This window comes from Alteromonas sp. 76-1 (genome assembly GCF_900654235.1).
In the GTDB taxonomy this organism is placed as follows: Bacteria; Pseudomonadota; Gammaproteobacteria; order Enterobacterales; family Alteromonadaceae; genus Alteromonas; species Alteromonas naphthalenivorans.
Map to the genome: position 1 here is coordinate 3,269,133 of NZ_LR136958.1, position 19,123 is coordinate 3,288,255.

The window sequence follows — 19,123 nt, forward strand, 5'->3', positions numbered from 1 at the left end:
AAAACGAGATATCTCATGTTCAATTATAACGAAGCGTTCTCGAGAAATATCGGCTGGGTAACAGAAGCTGAGCAAGAAAAAATTAAAAATACTAAAGTAGCCATCGGTGGATTGGGTGGTGTTGGAGGCGATCACGCCATTGTATGTGCCCGAATGGGCATTTCAAACTTTCACATTTCTGATTTAGACGAATATGATTACGCCAACTTCAATCGTCAGGCTGGTGCTTTTATATCTACAATTGGTGAAGAAAAATCAGTTGTGATGGAAAAAACGTTGAGAGACATAAACCCTGACGCGCAGATAAAGAATTTTGACAAAGGGATTTCGCTCGAAAATCTAGAAGCCTTCTTAGAGGGTGTTGATGTATACATAGATAGTTTGGATATCTTCGCATTAGAAATTAGAAGACAAGTCTTTCGCCGCTGCTATGAATTAGGTATACCAACCATAACAGCAGCTCCCATGGGCATGGGCACCGCAATGCTATGCTTCAAACCAGGCGGTATGTCGTTTGACGAATACTTTGCAATGGTTGATGCCCCCCATGGTGCTGACGATGCCACTAAAGAGCAATACTTCGAAGACAATATTGTTCGCTTTGTAATAGGTGTTTCTCCTTCAGTACAGCAAAGACACTACCTCGTTCAAAATTCGTCAGTAAACTTCATGAAAAAGAAGGTACCCTCAACATGTATGGGTATTTCGTTAGCGGCGGGTGTATTGTGTACGAATGTACTGAAACTTCTATTAGATAGAGGTGAAGTTGTCTGCGCTCCTAAAGGGCTACACTTCGATGCATACAGAAATAACTTGATAAAAACATGGCGACCATGGGGAAACAAAAACCCATTGCAAAAGTTTATGTTTAGAAAAGTAAAACAGATTCTAGAAGAAAGTAAAGACACGTAATCATGCCATCTACATTGCAACTTATAAAATCCGATTTAAAAAGAAAACAAGAAATTTTTCATCAAGATGGCGCTGAAATTTCATTACTCAGGACGTGCCTTACTGATGGAACTAGTGCTAATATCCTTTTCCGCTTGGCTGCAAGGTGCGCAAAGACGAAAGTTTTGGCTCCTATCGCGTTGATAATTCAACACGTAAATAGAGTTTATAATGGCTGTGTTATCGGTGTAAATGCGGATTTCGGCGAAGGTTTTGTCATCATGCATCCTATCGGCGTAGTCATAAACTCTAAAGTAAAAGGGGGTATCAATATCACCTTAGAAAGCGGTGTCGTCATGGGTGATGAAAAAGGAAAATCTCCCACCCTAGGCAGCCATATATTTATTGGTGCTGGCGCTAAAGTTTTTGGCCCAATCACTGTGGGTAATAATGTAAAAGTAGGCGCTAATGCAGTAGTAGTAAAAGACGTAGAGTCTAACAAGACTGCACTTGGCATTCCCGCGAAATCAAAGTAAGCATAAATGAAGTATATTGAAATTTTATTCTGGTTTGTCTCTTTAGCTATTATCTATAGCTATGTTATCTATCCTTTGATTTTAATTTTGGTCAGCGCCTTGGTTCAATGTGTTAGAGACACACAGTACACGCTGATTAAAAAAGAACGTCGTATTGACATTTCTGACAGCTCTTCAGTCACCATTGTTATCTCTGCATTCAACGAAGAGTCATGCATTAAAGAACGCATTGAAAACTTGCTCGCTTTAGATTATCCGGCAGAAAAGCTCAATATCTTCGTTGCGTCTGACGGAAGTACAGACAACACGAATTCCATATTGGCATCATTTGACGACCCCCGATTAAGTACTTTTTGCTTCGAGGAAAACAGAGGCAAAATTAATGTATTAAATGATTTGATGGAACGGGTTACTTCAGAAGTAACTGTTTTTTCAGACGCAAATACCGCCTTTGAAAAAGACGCGGTAACTCAACTTGTTATGTCTATAAACCAGAGAGGTGTTGGGGCGGTGTGCGGAGAATTGGTACTCGTTGATGCGCATTCCGGAGACAATAAAGACAACCTTTATTGGAAGTATGAACAAGTACTGAAATTCCATGAATCAAGATTAGATGCTCTATTAGGAGCGAATGGCGGTATCTATGCCATCAAAACTAAATTTTATGTTCCACTGCCAAGTAACACGATTATCGATGACTTTTGTATTGTAATGAATGTCGCACGCCAAAACCAATCCGTGGTTTACACGCCAGAAGCAAAAGCGATAGAAGAGATAGCGCCAAGCATGCGAGAAGAAGCTAATCGTCGTATACGTATTGGCGCAGGCAATTACCAAGCTTTTGCCAGACTCACTTGGTTACTCAACCCTAAATACAAATGGCGATGGTTTTCTTATATAAGTCATAAAGTCATGCGTTGGTTTGTACCGCATTTTATGATCATCTCTTTATCTACGAATTTCGCTTTGCTTTGGCATAGCCATTCGATTTACACTTACGTTTTTAGCGCGCAGGTTGCATTCTATTGCTTGTGGCTACTTGGAAGCCTTAAGCTTTTAAAAAACATACCTATTGTTAGTGGCTTAGTCTCATTAATAACATTTTTTGTATCGATGAATATTTCGCTTTTTCGCGGCTACATTAGATATTTAACAAGCAATTTATCTGCTACTTGGCAAAGGACATCTCGATGATTGCAGTTGTTGCAATAATTATACTCACACTCTTCATAGCAGCCTTTATTTTCATTATTAAAAAGAAGAAAATGCAAAGTTGGCTATGGAACTATACTAAGAGTCAATTTACATCATCGCCAGAGCCTTCAGGAACGAAGCATGTTATGTTTTGCTTCGTTGACCATTATGAGCCTCAATGGCTTAACAAAGATAATATTGAATTAGAAAGAAAACGTGTAGACCGTTGGATGACTGATTATCCTTTGATGGCGTCGAAATTTACTGATTCAGATGGTTGCCATCCCAAGCATAGTTTTTTTTACCCAGAAGAAGAATATAGAAAAGAACATTTAGATAAAATCTCAGACCTTTGTGCCAAAGGCTTTGGCGAGATTGAAATCCATCTACATCATGAGAATGATACCAGTGACAATTTAAGGAAAACCCTTTCCGGTTTTGCTCAATGCCTACACGAAGAGCACAATGCGTTGAGCATTGATCCCGAAACAGGAAAACCCACCTACGCATTCATCCACGGAAACTGGGTACTGGATAACTCACACCCTGAAGGTCATTGGTGTGGTGTCAATGACGAGCTAATTGTACTGAATGAAACAGGTTGCTACGCGGATTTTACTTTTCCGTCTCCCGATACATCTCAGCCTGCCATGCTTAATACTATTTATTACGCAAAAGATGACCCTGATAAGCCGAAATCGTACGAAACCGGCAAACCAATTGAAAAAGGCGGAAAAGCGTGGGGCCACCTACTTCTTATCCAAGGCATTTTAGGACTGAATTGGAAGGTTAGAAAAAAAGGAATTTTCCCGCAAATTGAAAATTCTGACGTCAGACATACCTTCCCCCCTACCCCAAACCGTGTCGATTTATGGGTTGACCAAGGCATACATGTTAAGGGCAAGCCTGAGTGGGTATTTATAAAAATTCATACTCACGGTGCGCAAGATGGTGATATGGATACGCTTTTAGGGAAACCAGTAGAAGCAATGCATCGCCACCTGAATGAGAAATACAACGATGGAGAAAATTACTTGCTTCATTATGTTTCGGCTCGAGAAATGTACAATATAATCAAAGCTGCAGAAGCAGGCGAAGAGGGTAACCCCAATGCTTATAGAGATTATATTTTACCTTCCCCATCATTTAAGCGGCTTTAAGTTTGACGATGTCTCGTATTAAGAAGAAATTCGGAAACTTATTAGGGCTGGACAAGTATTTTTGGTCATCCAGACCAAATGGCTTATACAGTGTGAATTTCCATCGGATTGGAGATAGTGCAGATACGCAATTCGACCCTTGTGTTTACTCCTGTTCCACGAAGGAGTTAGAGCAGCATCTCACATTTTTTAAAAAACACTTTCGAATAATTAGTTTGAGCGCACTTAGCGAATACCTTCGTACTAACGAAGCCATTAATGAAAGAGTGATGTGTATAACGTTTGACGATGGTTATATAGATAATTACAGCAATGCACTCCCAATACTCAAAAGCCTTAATGTCACTGCTAGCTTTTTCATAGCAACAGGGTTAATAGGAAATACCGTTGTTCCTTGGTGGGACAAAGTAGCCTATTTACTTAAAACGTATGACCCAAAAGCAATCAAACTCTCGGAATGGTCTGAAAAGGTCATTAACCAGCACGATGGTGATCACTTTATCCGTGCTGTGTTGGCATCTATTAAGCACTGTAAAAGCACCGCACAAGAACAAATCAAGGAATTAGAAGCATATCTTAACCATTCAGGTCTATACCCTACGGCAGAGTTTATGGACTGGAGTCACTTACAAGCACTCATTGATAATGGTATGGAGCTAGGCGCTCACTCCCACAACCATGATATTCTTACCAAGCTGACCACTGATGAGCTATTTTACGAACTTAGTCATTCAAAAGCGCTTTTAGAATCTAATTTGCAATGCAAAATTTCAGCGTTTTCATACCCCGTAGGAAACCGCTCTACGTATGACGATAATGTTGTCGACGGCCTTAAAAATAATGGTTATGAACTAGCTTTTAATTTTCAATCAGGCATAAATCAACTCCCCTCTTCTTCACCTTATGATTTACATCGTTTCCCAATTGCACCTGGAATGAGTGAAGCCGATTTGATGCAGATGTTCGGTTATGCCAGGAAATTTTAATAATGAGAATTATCCATTGCGTAAGTAGCCTGCAAGTTGGCGGTGCTGAAAAATGCGTGAAAAATTTAGTGTCGAGACAAAAAGATAAAGGGCTGGACGTTTCAGTATTATCATTTGGAAACAAAAATGATGCATTCCAGCAAAGTATCGAAACTGAAAACGTTGATGTGGTCAATGTGAATGGAAATATCATCCTACGTCTATTCAAACTGATAATCGTTTTATTAAAATATTCATCAATACATATACATTCACCAGCTGTTATTAAAGCATTCGCCCCTATTTTTCCTTTACTACTCTTTAAAAATGTTATTTACACTATTCATGGAGAGGTCGAGCCTCCAATAAGCTTTTTACGTGGTTCTCACAAAATTGCATCTACATATCTAAGTAAAATCTTTGCGGTTTCTGAGCCTATAAAGGCGGGGATTTATCAACGCTATGGCTGGCACTCAAGCATTGTCGAGGTTGTTAAAAATGGTGTAGAAGTGGCAGAAGCCCCTCATAGGGTAGGACACAGTGACAAACTTAATCTTTGTACTGTTTCTCGCCTAGTGCCATTAAAAAACATTGAACAACTTATCGTGAACTTTGCTGCCAAAAAGGTACACAAATTTAGCCATTTACATGTCTACGGAAATGGTCCAGAGCTTGAAAAGCTAACCACACTTACAGAGAGGTTGGCAATGTCGCCATTTGTGACATTCCATGGCGCAGTCTTGGACGAAAAATCAATTTACGAAGATAAGGACTTATTGCTAATTAACTCGACTACAGAAGGTCTGCCCATGTCCTTACTCGAGGCAATGGCTAGAGGGATACCCGCGTTATCTACCGATGTAGGTGATATTGGTGCTGTTATTAATAGTGGAGAGAATGGATATATTTATGACAGGAATGATATGAACACCTGGCTTAAACATTTGAACAATTTAAATGTTGAACGAAAAGAACTGAAAGAAATGGGCGAAAAAGCTTACCGCTTTATCGCAAATAACTACTCGATTGACAGTGTATCTATGCTATATGAGAGCTACTACTCATGAGCAAAAAGAAACCTCTACTTTTCTTCACCAATTTGCACCCTCTCCCTTGGCAAGAGACAAGAGCAACTTACAACCTGGAAGAAACTAAACATCTAAGCGAGCATTACGACATAAAAAAACTCATCCCTGTACCTTGGTTTATATGGTTAAAGCAAGTATTGGTTAATGGATATCGCACTGATAAAAACACATGCTTATTCCCCTTTTTTTACGTTCCAAAGGTGATGACCTCGCTACACCCCCTCTTTCTTGGAATCTCCATAGTTATCTCTGTTAAGCCATTACTTTGGATATTAAGAGCTAATCGAGTGATAGCAAGTTGGGCTTATGCCGAAGGTGTTTGTGCGGCTTTCTTTAAAGGCTTGGTAGGTAATAAACTTATCATTGAGAGTTTAGGGAGCGACATTAATGCGTTGATGACAAAACCGCTTCATAAACGTCAGATGAAATGGGCGTTTAAAAAAGCCACCTTTGTAACGGGTAAAAGCCAGGCTTTGGTCACCGCCATTCACAGCCATACATCGCGAGTAAATGCAGAAGTCGTCTACAATGGCGTCGATTTCGAGTCATTTACCTTAAGATCCTCCCCCGTCTTCATATCAGCTGAAATTAAACTCGTATTTATAGGTTCAGTCATAAAGACAAAAGGCATTTTTGAATTGATTGACGCCATCGCATTATTGAAAAAACAGAACTGCACCATAAATTTGAACTTATTGGGCGCCGGCGCACAGATGAAGGATCTTGAAGAAAGAATAAGCCAGTTAGGTGTTGCCGACAGCGTAAACCTAGTCGGCCCTATCCCCCACGATAGCTTAATGAGTTTCATACATGATTCAGACGCTTTAATTCTGCCAAGCTATCGAGAAGGAGTCCCGAATGTCGTTATGGAGTCTCTATCAACTGGAACACCTGTGATTGTTACCAAGGTGGGAGGAATACCAGAGGTTGTACAAGAAAACACGAACGGAGTCTTCATTAACGCTCTCAGTGGTGAAGGGGTTAAGGAAGCCATCTTGAAGGCAAAGAATACCGAATGGCAGAGCGATGCTATACGCGCTTCCATTTCTCACCTTACTTGGGCGAACACAGCGCAACATATCCAATCTTTATTAGAAATAAAACAATGACAGTATACAACTCTTTGGTTCAAGTACCTTACTCTGACTTTGAATTTGCGGTTAACGAAGCTTTCGAAAGCAAGCAACCTTTCAGCTTTATTCGTCTCGGTGATGGAGAAGGTGCTTTATTAGATTTTGATGAGCAGAGCTCACTCGAAGATATTGAATATTTGTCAGAACACGTGGGCAAAAAAGCGACCATCGAACAGCTTTCCACATTGAAAAATAACTTGGAAAAAGCCATCGATAATACGAATATAGTTGGTATTAGAGATGATGTACTGGGCGTCTCATTTGAAGAAGGTTTACTTAAACAAAACAATGAGCAAGTTTTCTTAGCGGCGTTTAAACAAGCTTTTACGCTACGCGCCACCGAGTTAAATATTTGCTATTCAGACGCTAGGCGTATTGCCAAACTGTATAAAGCAGTTAAATACAATGCTTACTCTCACCAGAAGCTATGTACGCAGTGGATCCCTTTCGACTACTTTCTTTCAGGCGCGCTGACTAACTTGCTTGAACGAGCAGGTGAAATTGGTGTGGTTACTGCTCGTGTCAATATTCCTGAAAAACTCAGAAAAGCACTAAACATCAACGTTATTGAACACATCACTCCCGATAAATCAGCTAGGCAAGTAGGCACTCTCATTCCACATTACCCAGATCACTTCAATAGAATAAAAAATGAGATAAACGTAAAATATCCTGGAATGCCCTATTTAGTTGCAGCAGGTTTGATTGGAAAAGGTTATTGTGCCGAGATACAAAAGCAAGGTGGTATTGCTTTGGATATCGGCGCATTGATTGACTGCTGGGATGGCCGATATAGCCGCCCCAAAGTTATTGAATCAAAATTCAATGTTAAAAAAACCTTACTAGGAAAGAAAAAGCTACCCGAAGAGCTGAAAATGACACCTGAAAACGCTGAAAGGCTTCGTGGACTATTCCGCAATACGAGAAACTAATTCACACCGAACTGTATTTCAATCGATAGGTACTGACTACATTGAGTAAAAAACGTCTTCTTTCTTCTGGCTTCTTTTCATTTTTTGAAAAAGTCGTCACCGTGGCCGCCATGTTAATACTGACTCCGAGTATTATCCAAAGTATTGGTAGCGACGGTTATGGACTTTGGCTATTGATACTGTCAGTTTTAGCATTTTTTAATATTATTGAACTCGGCTTTCCCGCAGCGGTTCAAAGGTTTGTCACCCTACACCTTGAAAATGACGATAAAACATCGGCTAATAGATTCTTAACCGTCTCGTTGTTACTGTTCGCAGCCTTAGGACTAATTTCGTCTAGTCTGGCGTATTTAATGTTTAATACTCCTGCGCTTCTTGGGCTCGACGAAAGTATGGAATCATTACTTATTAATGTTGCGCTAGTATTTATTTTCAAAATCGTTATGGATTTTGCGATGAACCCGATTAATGCTATATATGCTGCCTATTTACGGGTCGATATTGATGCTATTCTCGCTATTATTAACGTTTTCATAAAATCGTTACTGATTTATTATATCGGTAGGCACGAAGGAATTGCAGCAATGGCTATTTGTGCTGTTTCAACCGACGTTGTTGTAAATGCTGTAAAAATTTTTATATCAAGAAAGATATATCCACACTGGAAAATTCATCTTTCAGATATTGACGTAAATACCTTCAAAGAACTGTTTAACTTTTCCAAATACATCATCATTATGTCAATTGCAAAAGTGATAAATCAACGTTCTGCCCCCATTATTATTAGCAACTTAATGTCAGTGAAATCGGTTGCCATATTTGGTGTCGCACAAAACCTAATTAATCATGCGGATACGTTAACCCACTCTATTTTTAATGCCTTTTCAGCTTTTTTTACGCAGTTAGTTGCGAGAGGGAGTGAAATGACTGAATATATTGTTCGGACAGCGAAGATGTGTTTTTTGGTCAGTACCCTGCTAGCTGTGAACATTCTGCTATTCAGCCAATCTTTTATTACTGTATGGCTTGGGGAGGATTTTGCACAAGCTGCAACAGTCGTTTCAATAATGTCTTTTGCGCTCTTAACACGCCCATACGCCATGGTATTTAGAAAGATACTCATCGCTCAGGCAAATCATAAAAACCTTATGTACGTGTCGTTGATTGGCTCTGTGGCAACTCTATTATTAATTTTCGTTCTAGGGAGTAAATATGGGATCGTCGGCGTTGCTTTGACATTCACTTTAGTCTCATATTTAGTTCAGTTCTTTCTATTTCGTATAGTATTCAACCAATTCAATTCAGTACCACTGTATAGAGTAGATATTTGCTTTTTAATTTCGCTTGTCCTTTGCCTTGTAGCATTTTTCGCATCACACTTTTATCCCCTTTTCTGGATTAATAGCTGGAGCTCTCTCGTAATGTCCGGCATCCTATTCAACATTGTGTTTTTGCCTTGCTTAGCTTATTTAACATTGCCAAAAGTGTTTATAGTTCAAATTATTACGTTACTAAAGAAAAAGGCCCTTCGAACTTAATAAAGAGTAATAAGGTTTTTGCGAATAACAAGAGAATAATCAAACTTACTGTTTGGTTGTATCTGGATCTGGCACTAGCCCTTTCAATATGCTGATATGCTAGCGTGTAACCCGAACAAATTGTAAATGAGATACTTTTAAGAAGGTATATAGAGGAAATCAAATGCCGACCGAACTTAATCCGATAGAAGTGAGCCAAAAAGAGCTGAGTAAATACTCAGAACTTATTCGTACCAACAAATACAAATACCCACTTCGTCGTATAGTACAGAAAAGAAAATTTCATGCATTTTGCTTAGGTACACCTAAGTCTGGAACTCACTCGGTGGCGAATATCCTCTCCAATTTTCGCTCTTATCATGAAATCAACGATACATTCATCATTGCCATGATTTATTTATCGAAAGCAGGCTTGCTATCAGATGCAGATATAAAAAGAGAGCTTTCTGTGCGAGACCGCTACAACTGGCTCGAAATGGATTCATCACACTATTATGGTCAATTCCCACAACAACTCATTGAAACCTTTGCAGATGCCAAATTTGTGTTGACCATTCGAGACTGCGTATCGTGGATTGACTCATGGTTTAATCATCAGTTAGCAAGAGATATTCAAGAAAAAAATTCACTCTATGATTTAGGCAGGACAAACTATTACAATAGAGGCTTTGAGTACACCAAGCACGATGAACCACTTCGCCAACGTGGATTGTTTCCACTGGCTTCTTATTTCCAATTCTGGGCTGAACATAACAACAATGTACTCACCAGTATCCCAAAAGAACAACTGCTAATAATTAAAACTAAAGAGCTAGGCAGCGCTAGCGCTAAGCTTGCAGACTTCTTGGATATAGAGCCCAAAGAGCTAGTTACTGAAAAATCACATAGTTTTAAAGCGAAAGAAAAATTAAATATTTTACAATTGCTAGATAAAGATTTTGTTATTGATACCGCTACCCAGTATTGTGAACGCATCAACAATGATGTTTTCCCAGAAGCTAAAATTGTTGATGCTATTGATAAGATATTTCAAAAATAACCCTCTGATTTTGAAATAACCAGTTTACTGAGCCCCCTAAAGAAAAGAGTAGTCCTAGTTACACTGCATTGTCTTTGGACTGGGGCTCTTTATTCCGAGAAAGAACCTCAATAAACCAATCCCTTTTATTACGAAGAGGCTTTTCGAGCAAGATTAAGCTCAGGCTAGATACAGTGATTGTTGCGCAGAGGAAAGTGAGCAATCTTGCCAACCAATTATCGTCAAATATCCCCAAGTACATAATTGTATTCAACATCACCATTTGGTAAACGAATAAACCGAATGAAATATCGTTCTTCGCAATAAACTTCTCTACTCGATTGAACCAAGATAGGTTTGACGGCACTTTAAAAGCAATACTGATAATCAAAAAGGCCAAAACCGTAAACAAAATGGGGTTAATGTCGTTTCTACCCCATTTAAACCCCAGAGCCCCTAAAGAACAAAAGAGCGCTATATGTAATACAAGCCATGGGGTTGCATGAGTAGTTAGGCGCTTTAATTTTCCGTAGTCACGGCTAAATATGTAACCTAACAAGAAAAAGAACAGCCATGGTAAAAGCGTGAGAAAGTGTATGATTTTCGTGTAAACATTCGGCGTGAAGTTATTAAAGTAATGAAACACCATATTGAACAGTGCACATACTATTAGCAGTACATAAATATAATAAGATTTGCCTTTTCCTATCCAATAGTTATCTAGTTTTCTAAGTAACGGCAGACCCAAATAAAATTGCAGTATCACGGGTATAACCCACAAACTGCCATTCAATACTCCAGTGCCAACATGGCTAAGAAAGTCAGGGTGATAAAAGAACACTACAGTAACCTGCCCTAAACTCCACATTAGGAACTTGAGCCACTCATCGCCTTGCAAATCGACCATACCTAGCGAAAACAATAAAACAATACTTACACTAAAAGAGGCCCACAAAGGTGGATAAACACGGAGTATTCTTTTTACGAAAAAAGCGGTTAATGATTGACTGTTCGATGAACTGAGTGATATTAAAAAACCACTGATAAAGAAAAGAATTGGGACACCTGGCACAAACCACGTCAGGGTAGCTACTACGTCGATGTAAGACTGCGGCGCAGTATCAAACTGCTTAGAATGTGAGAATACAATTGAGAAAGCAGCAAGATATCGTATCCAAATAAAATGGTTAGTTCTTGGAATAATATTGTTCACGCACCAATTCCTTGGAGATTCAGTATTTACAAACGCAGGAGTCTACTGGCGTTTGTCAAGTTTATAAAGCCTTAGATTTACGCTAAACCTAACTAAAGCACTTGTTCAAAGCATTTCATTAAAAGGGCATCTGGTCTCAAATTAGACTCATAGTAGCGGTGATTCTCTTTCATCATAGAAAACCTAGTGTCTGTACTTTCATCTAACCTAATAGCTTGGTCTACGCACTCTTGTGCTGTTGTAAACGCCAGGTAGTGACTTCCTTCAGCTAAATCAGGAACATAATTTAAGTTTTTTTCTGCAACAATTGATTTAGACATAGCGATATACTCACCAAATTTCCATCCTATTGAGCCGTGAAGGCCCGTGGACGCAATACATATATCATGAGACTTCACGGTATGCAGGTAATTACTTTTTGTCGTTAGACCAGCGTTATCAACCACTAATTTAGGATGTTGCTTGACTGCGAAATCCGTCGCGATTAACCCTCCGGTAAATCGATTCCCAAATTCATCTCTTAAAAGCTCAATACACTTAGCACGCTGGACATTGATTTCTTCTCTTTGCGTTTTTTGCTGGTCGCTAATTTGAAAATAACTATCGCTCTCAGTGTCCCAAAGGCGAGCTAAAAAAAGTACTTTAGCCTGTTCTCTTAAAACAGGGCTAGAACTAATATTAGAAACTGATGCTTTAAAATGTAGTTTCCCTAGAAAGTCTGCTTGTTTTATTAACTCTTTTTTCCACTCTTTGGTACTGTAAAAAAGCGCACAACGCTTAAATCCAAATGGGTCAAACCCATCTGGATACACTAAGTAATTTAATCCATACGGATATACGTTCTTTTGATAATTTTCAGGCTCTAAAGAGGGGTTAAAACTACGCTTAAAATAATGGTCAGTCAGTGCGTACGCTTCAAGGTCAATGGCGGCACTGTCAGATGTATCAAAGCACAACTTTTTACCCCCCAGTTCGATATGCAGGATGTTGGGCTGAACGCTGAACGGCACATTACTTTTACGCGCTTCTTTTCCAACTCGCATAGATACATTAAGCCTACCCTGGCGATGCAGCATGGTTAAGCCCGTATAGATTTGCTGCAAATGATTTGAGTTATTATCTGCATAGACCGTACATTTTAGCTTATTCACTCTCGGCTCCCTTTAAGACTACAACCCCTTGGATTGGTAAGTGATCACTACCCATATCGTCTCCTACCTCGGAATGAATAGGCGTAAACGCATTGCTTACGAGTAGATGATCTATACGTGGGCTCACCAACCTATTTTTACGCGTTGAGCCATATCCATTACCGCCAACGGCGAAAAGGTTGTATAGATCCCCCCAATACTGTTCATATTGGTAGTTTCTATCAGTGATATTAAAATCTCCAGCGATGATTACAGCGTCGTTATTGGACCATTTATCTAATAGAGCTTGAGCTAGACCAAACTCGACAGCCTTTGCATCCTTAAATAAGGATACTTTTGATTCAAATCCTTTCAACGTGTTAAACCTATACCCGAAATTAGATATTGAGGCAAAATGGACATTAGCTAATAGGACTGACTTCCCCTTGATTTTTGCACTGTGCAATGACACAAACCGGCCCCATCCACCCAAGGGTTTTCTATCCAGACTATCTAACTCCTGAAGTTCAAAGCGCGATAAAATACATAGGCGCTGAACGCAATTAGTATAAACACCATCATATTCACCTACATTGAACTGACCGAGACGCGATGCCTCTTGAATGAAAAGAATATCTAAATTTTGTTCTATGAACCAATTGTATAATTGTGCTTTTTCGACACGTTGAGCGACATTGTATGAAGCGATTTTGATTTGGCTGTTTTTACCCGCAATTTCGCTAGGTGTTTCACTAAAAAAAGAGACTTTAAACGGAGAAGCTAAAAAAATAGCGAGAATGGCTAGGGGCACCAAGTATCGCTTTGACTTACCGAGGAAAAACACGCTTGGAACGCACATTAATAAAAGAACATAATCAGGAAGGAAGTCGAGAAAATAAAAAATATCAAAAAGCTCTTTATTAAAAATAAAGGCTCCACACACCACCAAGACCATACAAAGCAAGAGTAAACTAGCGGCGCGGCATAAAGCAAGAATCATTATTTACGGTTCCAATAAATTTAGGTTTACTATGTTTGAAGGTGCGTTAGTCCATAACCTAGCCACAAGGTATCGTGGTAGTTAGCGCTATTTCCCGTGAATTTTTTTGTATTCGTCGTGCTTGACGCCAAATAACCCCATGAAGGTTCCAAAGCCCGAGCAAACCCTGAATAACCCATCGACAAGCGTGCCTTTGTTTTGCCCAAATAACGATTTAAATATCAGTACGACGCCTCGCATTACTCGAACGAGCGAAAAAAAGAGACTTCTTAATATCGCTTTAAAAAGTGGTTCTTCGAACATATGAGAACGTGTAAAGCCAATACCAGAGCGGAACCCTCGGCGACAAAACCATTTGACATCTTTTCTACTTGAAGGCATTTCTTCAACCACTGGGGCATCGGTGTAAACACACTTCAGACCAGCTTGACTGCATTTAAGTGCAAAATGATAGTCACTGGCCCCAGTCATAGCAAAACGCTCGTCAAAACACGGTGACATTTTCCGCATTACGTGTTTACTCAGCAGTAGATTATTGGTGTAAAAAACCCTTAATGCTTGTCCTTTAGTATGCTCTGGGGCTGGGTAAAGAATTTCAGTAGCCCAGTTCTGTTTTCCAGCTTCGTCAACCGAGATAACATGGCTTGTTACGATATCTGCAGCGTACTTTTTGGCACTTAAAACCAAATCCGAAGCCCAAGTTTTTTCTTTAGGCCATTCGTCGTCATCAATAAATATTAAATAATCGCTATTCATGGATGTTGTAATAGAAACGCATTTATTGCGGGCGTATACAATGCCCGCCTGTTCTTCAACGTCATATTGAATTGGAATAAGGCCAGAACGACGCTTATCTACAATGTCCTTTGTTTCTTTATCACATGCGTTATCGACAACTAAAATAGAAAGCGTTAGATCTTCTGAAAATACTTGCTCCTGCAGAGCGTCGAGTAACCGAGCTAACCAGATAGGCCTTTTACAAGTGATAATAGCAATAGTGACTTTTTCCATGGCTGGCTTTCTCAACATTTGGTTCTTAAAAACGATTCAATTTTTTTGAGCGGCCAACTTAGCTTCCACCAAATAGATTCATAGGCATCTAAAAAGTGACGTTTGAAATAAACCTCTTCTGTTTTGACCGCATTCAAATGCTCGGAAAGCACACCCGACAAAGACGCTAAATAAACTTTATATTCATTAACTGACTCGGCTAGGCGGGCTTCATCCACCACGTCACTACTGAGTATTTCAAAGACTTCCATTGCAAGGTTAACAAGAGGCTTATTAGGTACCTCTACTGCCTTTTGATTCTTTAACTTTTTATCTATAAAACTTTGCTTTGGGGTATTTTGCCCGGTAGATATTTCGAAATGTTCAAATATTTTTCTCGCTGAATCATCTGGAGTATTTAACAAATCTTGATACTTCAGGATGAAAGGGTTCAGCCCTTTAGCTCCGATGTAACCAGAAAGCGTATAATTTAGCCAAAGATGCATTGATTTATTAATAGAAAACCCATCTCGCTTTTTAAGCGAACCATGTACTTCCATTGGTGAACGTAACATCAAAACAAAATTAATTTTGATTCCTTTACTGTCGAGTACCTCTTTCCAGAAAGGCAATAGCAAGGTAGTTCTTGGGTCTTTCATACCCCAAAGGGTAATTTTTGCATAATCTTTATCTAAAAGATGTTGAGCTTGAGCTTTATAACCTGCCAAAGAATCCGCGACATCAGAGTTGATGCAAAGCGCTAATGGGTGATCCCAAGATAATAATTGCTCGTCCAAAAGCCTGTCATTAAGATCCACAAGTAAGGAGTTTTCGAAGAAGCCTTTTTCGTTGACCCCTTTTTGGGGTGCAAACAAAGAACTTCCCATAAAAACACCCAGTTCGGAAAGAAGACCCGAAACGGCAGAAGTCCCACTTCTGTGCATGCCGATCACTACAATCGCATTTGGCTTCATGCCACCTCCCCTTTAATTCTTTTTCTCATTTTTTTAATCGACACTAATAGTGCACGAGGCGTCACTTTTAGAATCAAGGATGCGATTAATAAATCTATTCGGTGTTTTTTAATCTTCCATGCATTCGAATAGCAAGAGGAGCATTCCTTAAGCTCATTGATATAGAAAAAGTTGCTCGCATAATGAAGATAAACACGATACTCAGCTTCTTTACACCATGCCATTTCTTGCTCAGTTAAACTGCTAATTGAGGATATTTTACTTATGCAAATTAAATCTGCTGTAAGCATTTTTGCCTCATTTAGCGAGTAGTTAGCACCATGGATTACGTAAGTTGCCAAGGGTTCACTCACTACCCCGAAGCGCGTAATCCTTGCTAACCGAAGCCAGACATGCCGGTCGTCAACACCATGCAACTCTCGACTTTCGTCAAAGCCTCCTATTTCTAGAAGCAAATTACGCCTTGCCATACCAGTACAACATGAGATGAAATTCTGCATCAGCAGGGCTTCGAAACATTCTCCTTCATACGATGGCTTACTAATACTAAATTTACCGTTTCGATCAACTTCAATCCAGCTGTAAACCACGCCAACATCAGGGCGCTGCTCAAACGTTTCCATTTGCTTTTCAAGCTTGTTTGGCTTCCACAAATCGTCCTGATCACAAAAGCCAACGATATCGCCTTGCGCGTGCTGAATGCCTACATTTCTCGCGGCTGCTACTCCGCCATTCTCTTTGAAGACATATCGAACTTTGTGGCTATCAAGGTATTTTTCTACAACATGTTTGGATGAGTCTGTGGAGCCATCGTCTACTATAATAATTTCGTAGTTTTCATAGGTTTGAGCTAAGAGACTGTTAAGCGTCTTTTCTACTGTTGCTTCACCGTTGTACATAGCAACAATGACACTAGCTTTTAGTTGATTCAATTGATTGTTCTCATCTACAGTTACAGTGATAGCAATATTCTAATGACTAGGTAAAGCGCGCCTAAACTTAGGACTGCTAAACCACAAATTTTTTTAATTATGGCTCCGGTCATAGCAAGAGGTGTAATTTTTCCGACTCGGTAATACATCGCAGCTACCATTGCGACAAAAATGTACACGACCATTATATAACTGCGGCTGATGAAAAATGCAGTAACAGCGTACCCAATTAAAGCAACCAACAAGTACTGGCTCAAGACCTGCTCTTTTTTAAGCGCCTCTTCATGTCCAGGGCTAACATCATTGCATTTCATAACACTCAAAAGCATATAAAGGGCTGTAATCATAAACATTGCCCACATGACATATCCGAATATTCCAAGCTCCGCCATTACCGTGACATAGGTATTATGTGCAACCTTCGAATGATATTCTAAAAAGCGTTCTTTGCCGAAGCCAAATAAGGGTCGATGTTTAAGCATTTGTATACCTTCGTACCATGCGGTTAAACGTTGACTTGCGCTCTCGTCATCCTTACTGATTTTACGGAAAGTCCCCATCGCAACGAGTACACCTGGAATACTAATTGACGCTAAAATAATGGCTTTAACTTTACCGAATTTTATGTAGAACAGACAAAAGAAAACGCTCAACAGCCCTAAAAGTGAGCCTCTACTGCCACTCCAATATACTCCCATACATAGCATTAAGACGGAGGCCAGCGCCCCTGCTTTAGTCAATAGGCCTTTACCGGTTAAGAGGAAATACACTGCAACAGGAATATTCATGACAAGAAACATTCCCATATCATTGGGGTCGTTAAAACTCCCGACAAACCGGGCCTGAACCGACTCCCCACCACCATCATAACGGTAGACCACTGACTCAGCCCATCCTTGGCCTGTCGGGCTTTGCATTTGGCTGTAGGCGTGTTGAACCATAATTAATGAGGAACTCAAGAATATGAAAAAAATCACATTCTGCCGCTTAATCGTGCTCAGCAAACTGAAATAGAGAATAAACGGAATAATGTTGGCGTTTATCCATTCTATTAATTTACTCAGGTCGCTAAAATAGCGAAAAGCACGAATTTCTGATAGCAACATAGAGAAAAGCAGTAGAATTAATAACGTACATTGGACATTCCAAATCTTCGGCCTAAAGCTCACTAAATAGGAGAAAAACGTCAGTATCAGAAATGTTCTCAATAATGGAAATTCAATATCAAATAACGGCCATTCGTGAGGACGAGCAAGCAGTAAAAAAGTATAAATCGCAAGTAGGAAGAACCCGAAAGAGGCATGATTGGCAGAATTACTGTTCATTTGCATACTTTTGTTGTTTACCACGACACGCTCCCTAAGATTCGAACTCTTAGGTAACTTAATGCTTTCATAATAGCGGTTCGCCAACACTCGACGAAAAATGTCGTGTTGTACTTATGAAAAGTGAAGCTGTAAATGGGTTGTTTATATTCCGTAATGTCTTCTTTGTAGCTAGGAGGCATTGATAGTAAAAAGTCATAATTATATAGGTTTAATATGCGGGCTTGTCGAAGTTGAGCACAATGCAGAAGCATACCTGGAGAAATATTGGGTTTAAAAGAGGTGTCTACCCCGCTTTGGTAAAACACTAGGTCATCGCCGGATATCATTGAATAATTAACCGCTATCGTTTGTTCATTTTTTTTTATCGCGATCAAAGACAACTTTTCAACTGCTAAAAGCTTTCGCAAAACACTATGGTGAAAGGCGTCAAATAATGGGTGATCAAAAATAGAAGGGTGTCCAGGCCGACGCCATTTTGTATTGTGAAGACGCTTCAATTCATCAAAGGCCAGCTCTAAATCCGAAACATTTTCTACAACATGATAGGTAATACCACGCTTTTCAGCAGCCTTAATATAGCGGGAAGTTCTATTTTCGAGTTTGGTTTTACTATCTTTGGTATTAATAAAATACCGATTCCCTTTGAACTCCTTAAGGTTTTTATACCCTAAATATTCAAACATCATGCTAACTTGATTTATTTCTATTGAATTTGAAACAACTAATTTCTTAAGGCCAATAGTATCAATCGCCTTTTTGAGTAGTTGGTTAATCTCGGTATTAATTAACCGAGTTGACAGCATATCTAGGCCTTCACTGCATACTTCTGCAGCTTCTGGTTCTCCGCTACCTACAAACCAGAATACGCCAGCGCGATCCCCTACTCGTCTATAAAGAGGCAATAAGCATACTAGCTCATCAAGATCCCAGACTGTCACTACCGCCAATACCGACACATAGTTTTTAAATACACTTATCCACGTCGTTATCCATTCATAACTAAGAAAAACATTACTGTTACTTGCACTAGCATAAAGCTTCTGCCAAGACTCTTTGCTCTCTACTATTTGTTGTTCTGAGTCTAAAATGCGAATTTCCATC

Annotated in this window: 18 protein-coding genes; 10 read left to right on the forward strand and 8 right to left on the reverse strand. The window is 39.5% G+C overall.

What is annotated here, in order from left to right; translation table 11 throughout:
* The first annotated feature begins 15 nt into the window (after positions 1–15).
* From ALT761_RS14145 to ALT761_RS14190, 10 genes are all read left to right on the forward strand, one after another.
* Complete coding sequence (locus tag ALT761_RS14145) at positions 16–912, forward strand: ThiF family adenylyltransferase (RefSeq protein ID WP_129739593.1); 897 nt, start codon at positions 16–18, stop codon at positions 910–912.
* Between the two features lie 2 nt (positions 913–914).
* On the forward strand, positions 915–1,427 hold the full coding sequence (locus ALT761_RS14150) for a serine O-acetyltransferase (protein WP_129739595.1): 513 nt from the start codon (positions 915–917) through the stop codon (positions 1,425–1,427).
* A 6-nt stretch (positions 1,428–1,433) separates the two neighbouring features.
* Positions 1,434–2,621 carry a glycosyltransferase family 2 protein gene (locus ALT761_RS14155; RefSeq protein WP_129739597.1) on the forward strand — a complete coding sequence of 396 codons (1,188 nt, stop codon included), beginning with the start codon at positions 1,434–1,436 and terminating at the stop codon, positions 2,619–2,621.
* Entirely contained in the window at positions 2,618–3,781 is a 1,164-nt protein-coding gene (locus ALT761_RS14160; RefSeq protein WP_129739599.1) for a hypothetical protein, read from the forward strand. The genes ALT761_RS14155 and ALT761_RS14160 overlap by 4 nt, the downstream gene beginning before the upstream one ends.
* A 215-nt stretch (positions 3,782–3,996) precedes the next feature.
* Entirely contained in the window at positions 3,997–4,767 is a 771-nt protein-coding gene (locus ALT761_RS14165) for a polysaccharide deacetylase family protein (RefSeq protein WP_232043459.1), read from the forward strand.
* 2 nt (positions 4,768–4,769) lie between these two features.
* Positions 4,770–5,813, forward strand: coding sequence for a glycosyltransferase family 4 protein (locus ALT761_RS14170; RefSeq protein ID WP_129739603.1), 1,044 nt, complete (start codon positions 4,770–4,772; stop codon positions 5,811–5,813).
* The gene (locus tag ALT761_RS14175) at positions 5,810–6,943 is read left to right on the forward strand and encodes a glycosyltransferase (RefSeq protein WP_129739606.1); all 1,134 of its coding nucleotides are present in this window, start codon (positions 5,810–5,812) and stop codon (positions 6,941–6,943) included. The genes ALT761_RS14170 and ALT761_RS14175 overlap by 4 nt, the downstream gene beginning before the upstream one ends.
* A complete protein-coding gene (locus ALT761_RS14180; protein WP_129739608.1) occupies positions 6,940–7,899 on the forward strand; it encodes a GT-D fold domain-containing protein in 960 nt (319 codons plus the stop codon). The genes ALT761_RS14175 and ALT761_RS14180 overlap by 4 nt, the downstream gene beginning before the upstream one ends.
* A gap of 41 nt (positions 7,900–7,940) precedes the next feature.
* Entirely contained in the window at positions 7,941–9,437 is a 1,497-nt protein-coding gene (locus ALT761_RS14185) for an oligosaccharide flippase family protein (protein WP_129739610.1), read from the forward strand.
* Between the two features lie 163 nt (positions 9,438–9,600).
* Entirely contained in the window at positions 9,601–10,476 is an 876-nt protein-coding gene (locus tag ALT761_RS14190) for a sulfotransferase (RefSeq protein WP_129739612.1), read from the forward strand.
* A gap of 58 nt (positions 10,477–10,534) precedes the next feature.
* Here ALT761_RS14190 and ALT761_RS14195 read toward each other — a convergent pair whose 3' ends face one another.
* The 8 genes from ALT761_RS14195 to ALT761_RS14230 all read right to left on the reverse strand — a co-directional run bounded on the left by ALT761_RS14195 (position 10,535) and on the right by ALT761_RS14230 (position 19,122).
* Positions 10,535–11,668 carry an acyltransferase family protein gene (locus ALT761_RS14195; RefSeq protein ID WP_129739614.1) on the reverse strand — a complete coding sequence of 378 codons (1,134 nt, stop codon included), beginning with the start codon at positions 11,666–11,668 and terminating at the stop codon, positions 10,535–10,537.
* A gap of 92 nt (positions 11,669–11,760) precedes the next feature.
* Entirely contained in the window at positions 11,761–12,819 is a 1,059-nt protein-coding gene (locus tag ALT761_RS14200; protein WP_129739616.1) for a hypothetical protein, read from the reverse strand.
* The gene (locus tag ALT761_RS14205; RefSeq protein ID WP_129739618.1) at positions 12,812–13,798 is read right to left on the reverse strand and encodes an endonuclease/exonuclease/phosphatase family protein; all 987 of its coding nucleotides are present in this window, start codon (positions 13,796–13,798) and stop codon (positions 12,812–12,814) included. The genes ALT761_RS14200 and ALT761_RS14205 overlap by 8 nt, the downstream gene beginning before the upstream one ends.
* Positions 13,799–13,885: 87 nt before the next feature.
* Positions 13,886–14,827: a glycosyltransferase family 2 protein gene (locus ALT761_RS14210; RefSeq protein WP_232043460.1), complete on the reverse strand. Its 942-nt coding sequence runs from the start codon at positions 14,825–14,827 to the stop codon at positions 13,886–13,888.
* On the reverse strand, positions 14,821–15,762 hold the full coding sequence (locus ALT761_RS14215; protein WP_129739620.1) for a sulfotransferase family protein: 942 nt from the start codon (positions 15,760–15,762) through the stop codon (positions 14,821–14,823). The genes ALT761_RS14210 and ALT761_RS14215 overlap by 7 nt, the downstream gene beginning before the upstream one ends.
* Positions 15,759–16,694 carry a glycosyltransferase family 2 protein gene (locus tag ALT761_RS14220; protein WP_129739622.1) on the reverse strand — a complete coding sequence of 312 codons (936 nt, stop codon included), beginning with the start codon at positions 16,692–16,694 and terminating at the stop codon, positions 15,759–15,761. The genes ALT761_RS14215 and ALT761_RS14220 overlap by 4 nt, the downstream gene beginning before the upstream one ends.
* Before the next feature lie 20 nt (positions 16,695–16,714).
* Positions 16,715–18,043: an O-antigen ligase family protein gene (locus tag ALT761_RS14225; RefSeq protein WP_232043461.1), complete on the reverse strand. Its 1,329-nt coding sequence runs from the start codon at positions 18,041–18,043 to the stop codon at positions 16,715–16,717.
* Positions 18,037–19,122 (reverse strand): GNAT family N-acetyltransferase, encoded by a 1,086-nt coding sequence (locus tag ALT761_RS14230; RefSeq protein ID WP_129739624.1) that lies wholly within the window; start codon positions 19,120–19,122, stop codon positions 18,037–18,039. The genes ALT761_RS14225 and ALT761_RS14230 overlap by 7 nt, the downstream gene beginning before the upstream one ends.
* Between the last annotated feature and the right edge of the window lies 1 nt (position 19,123).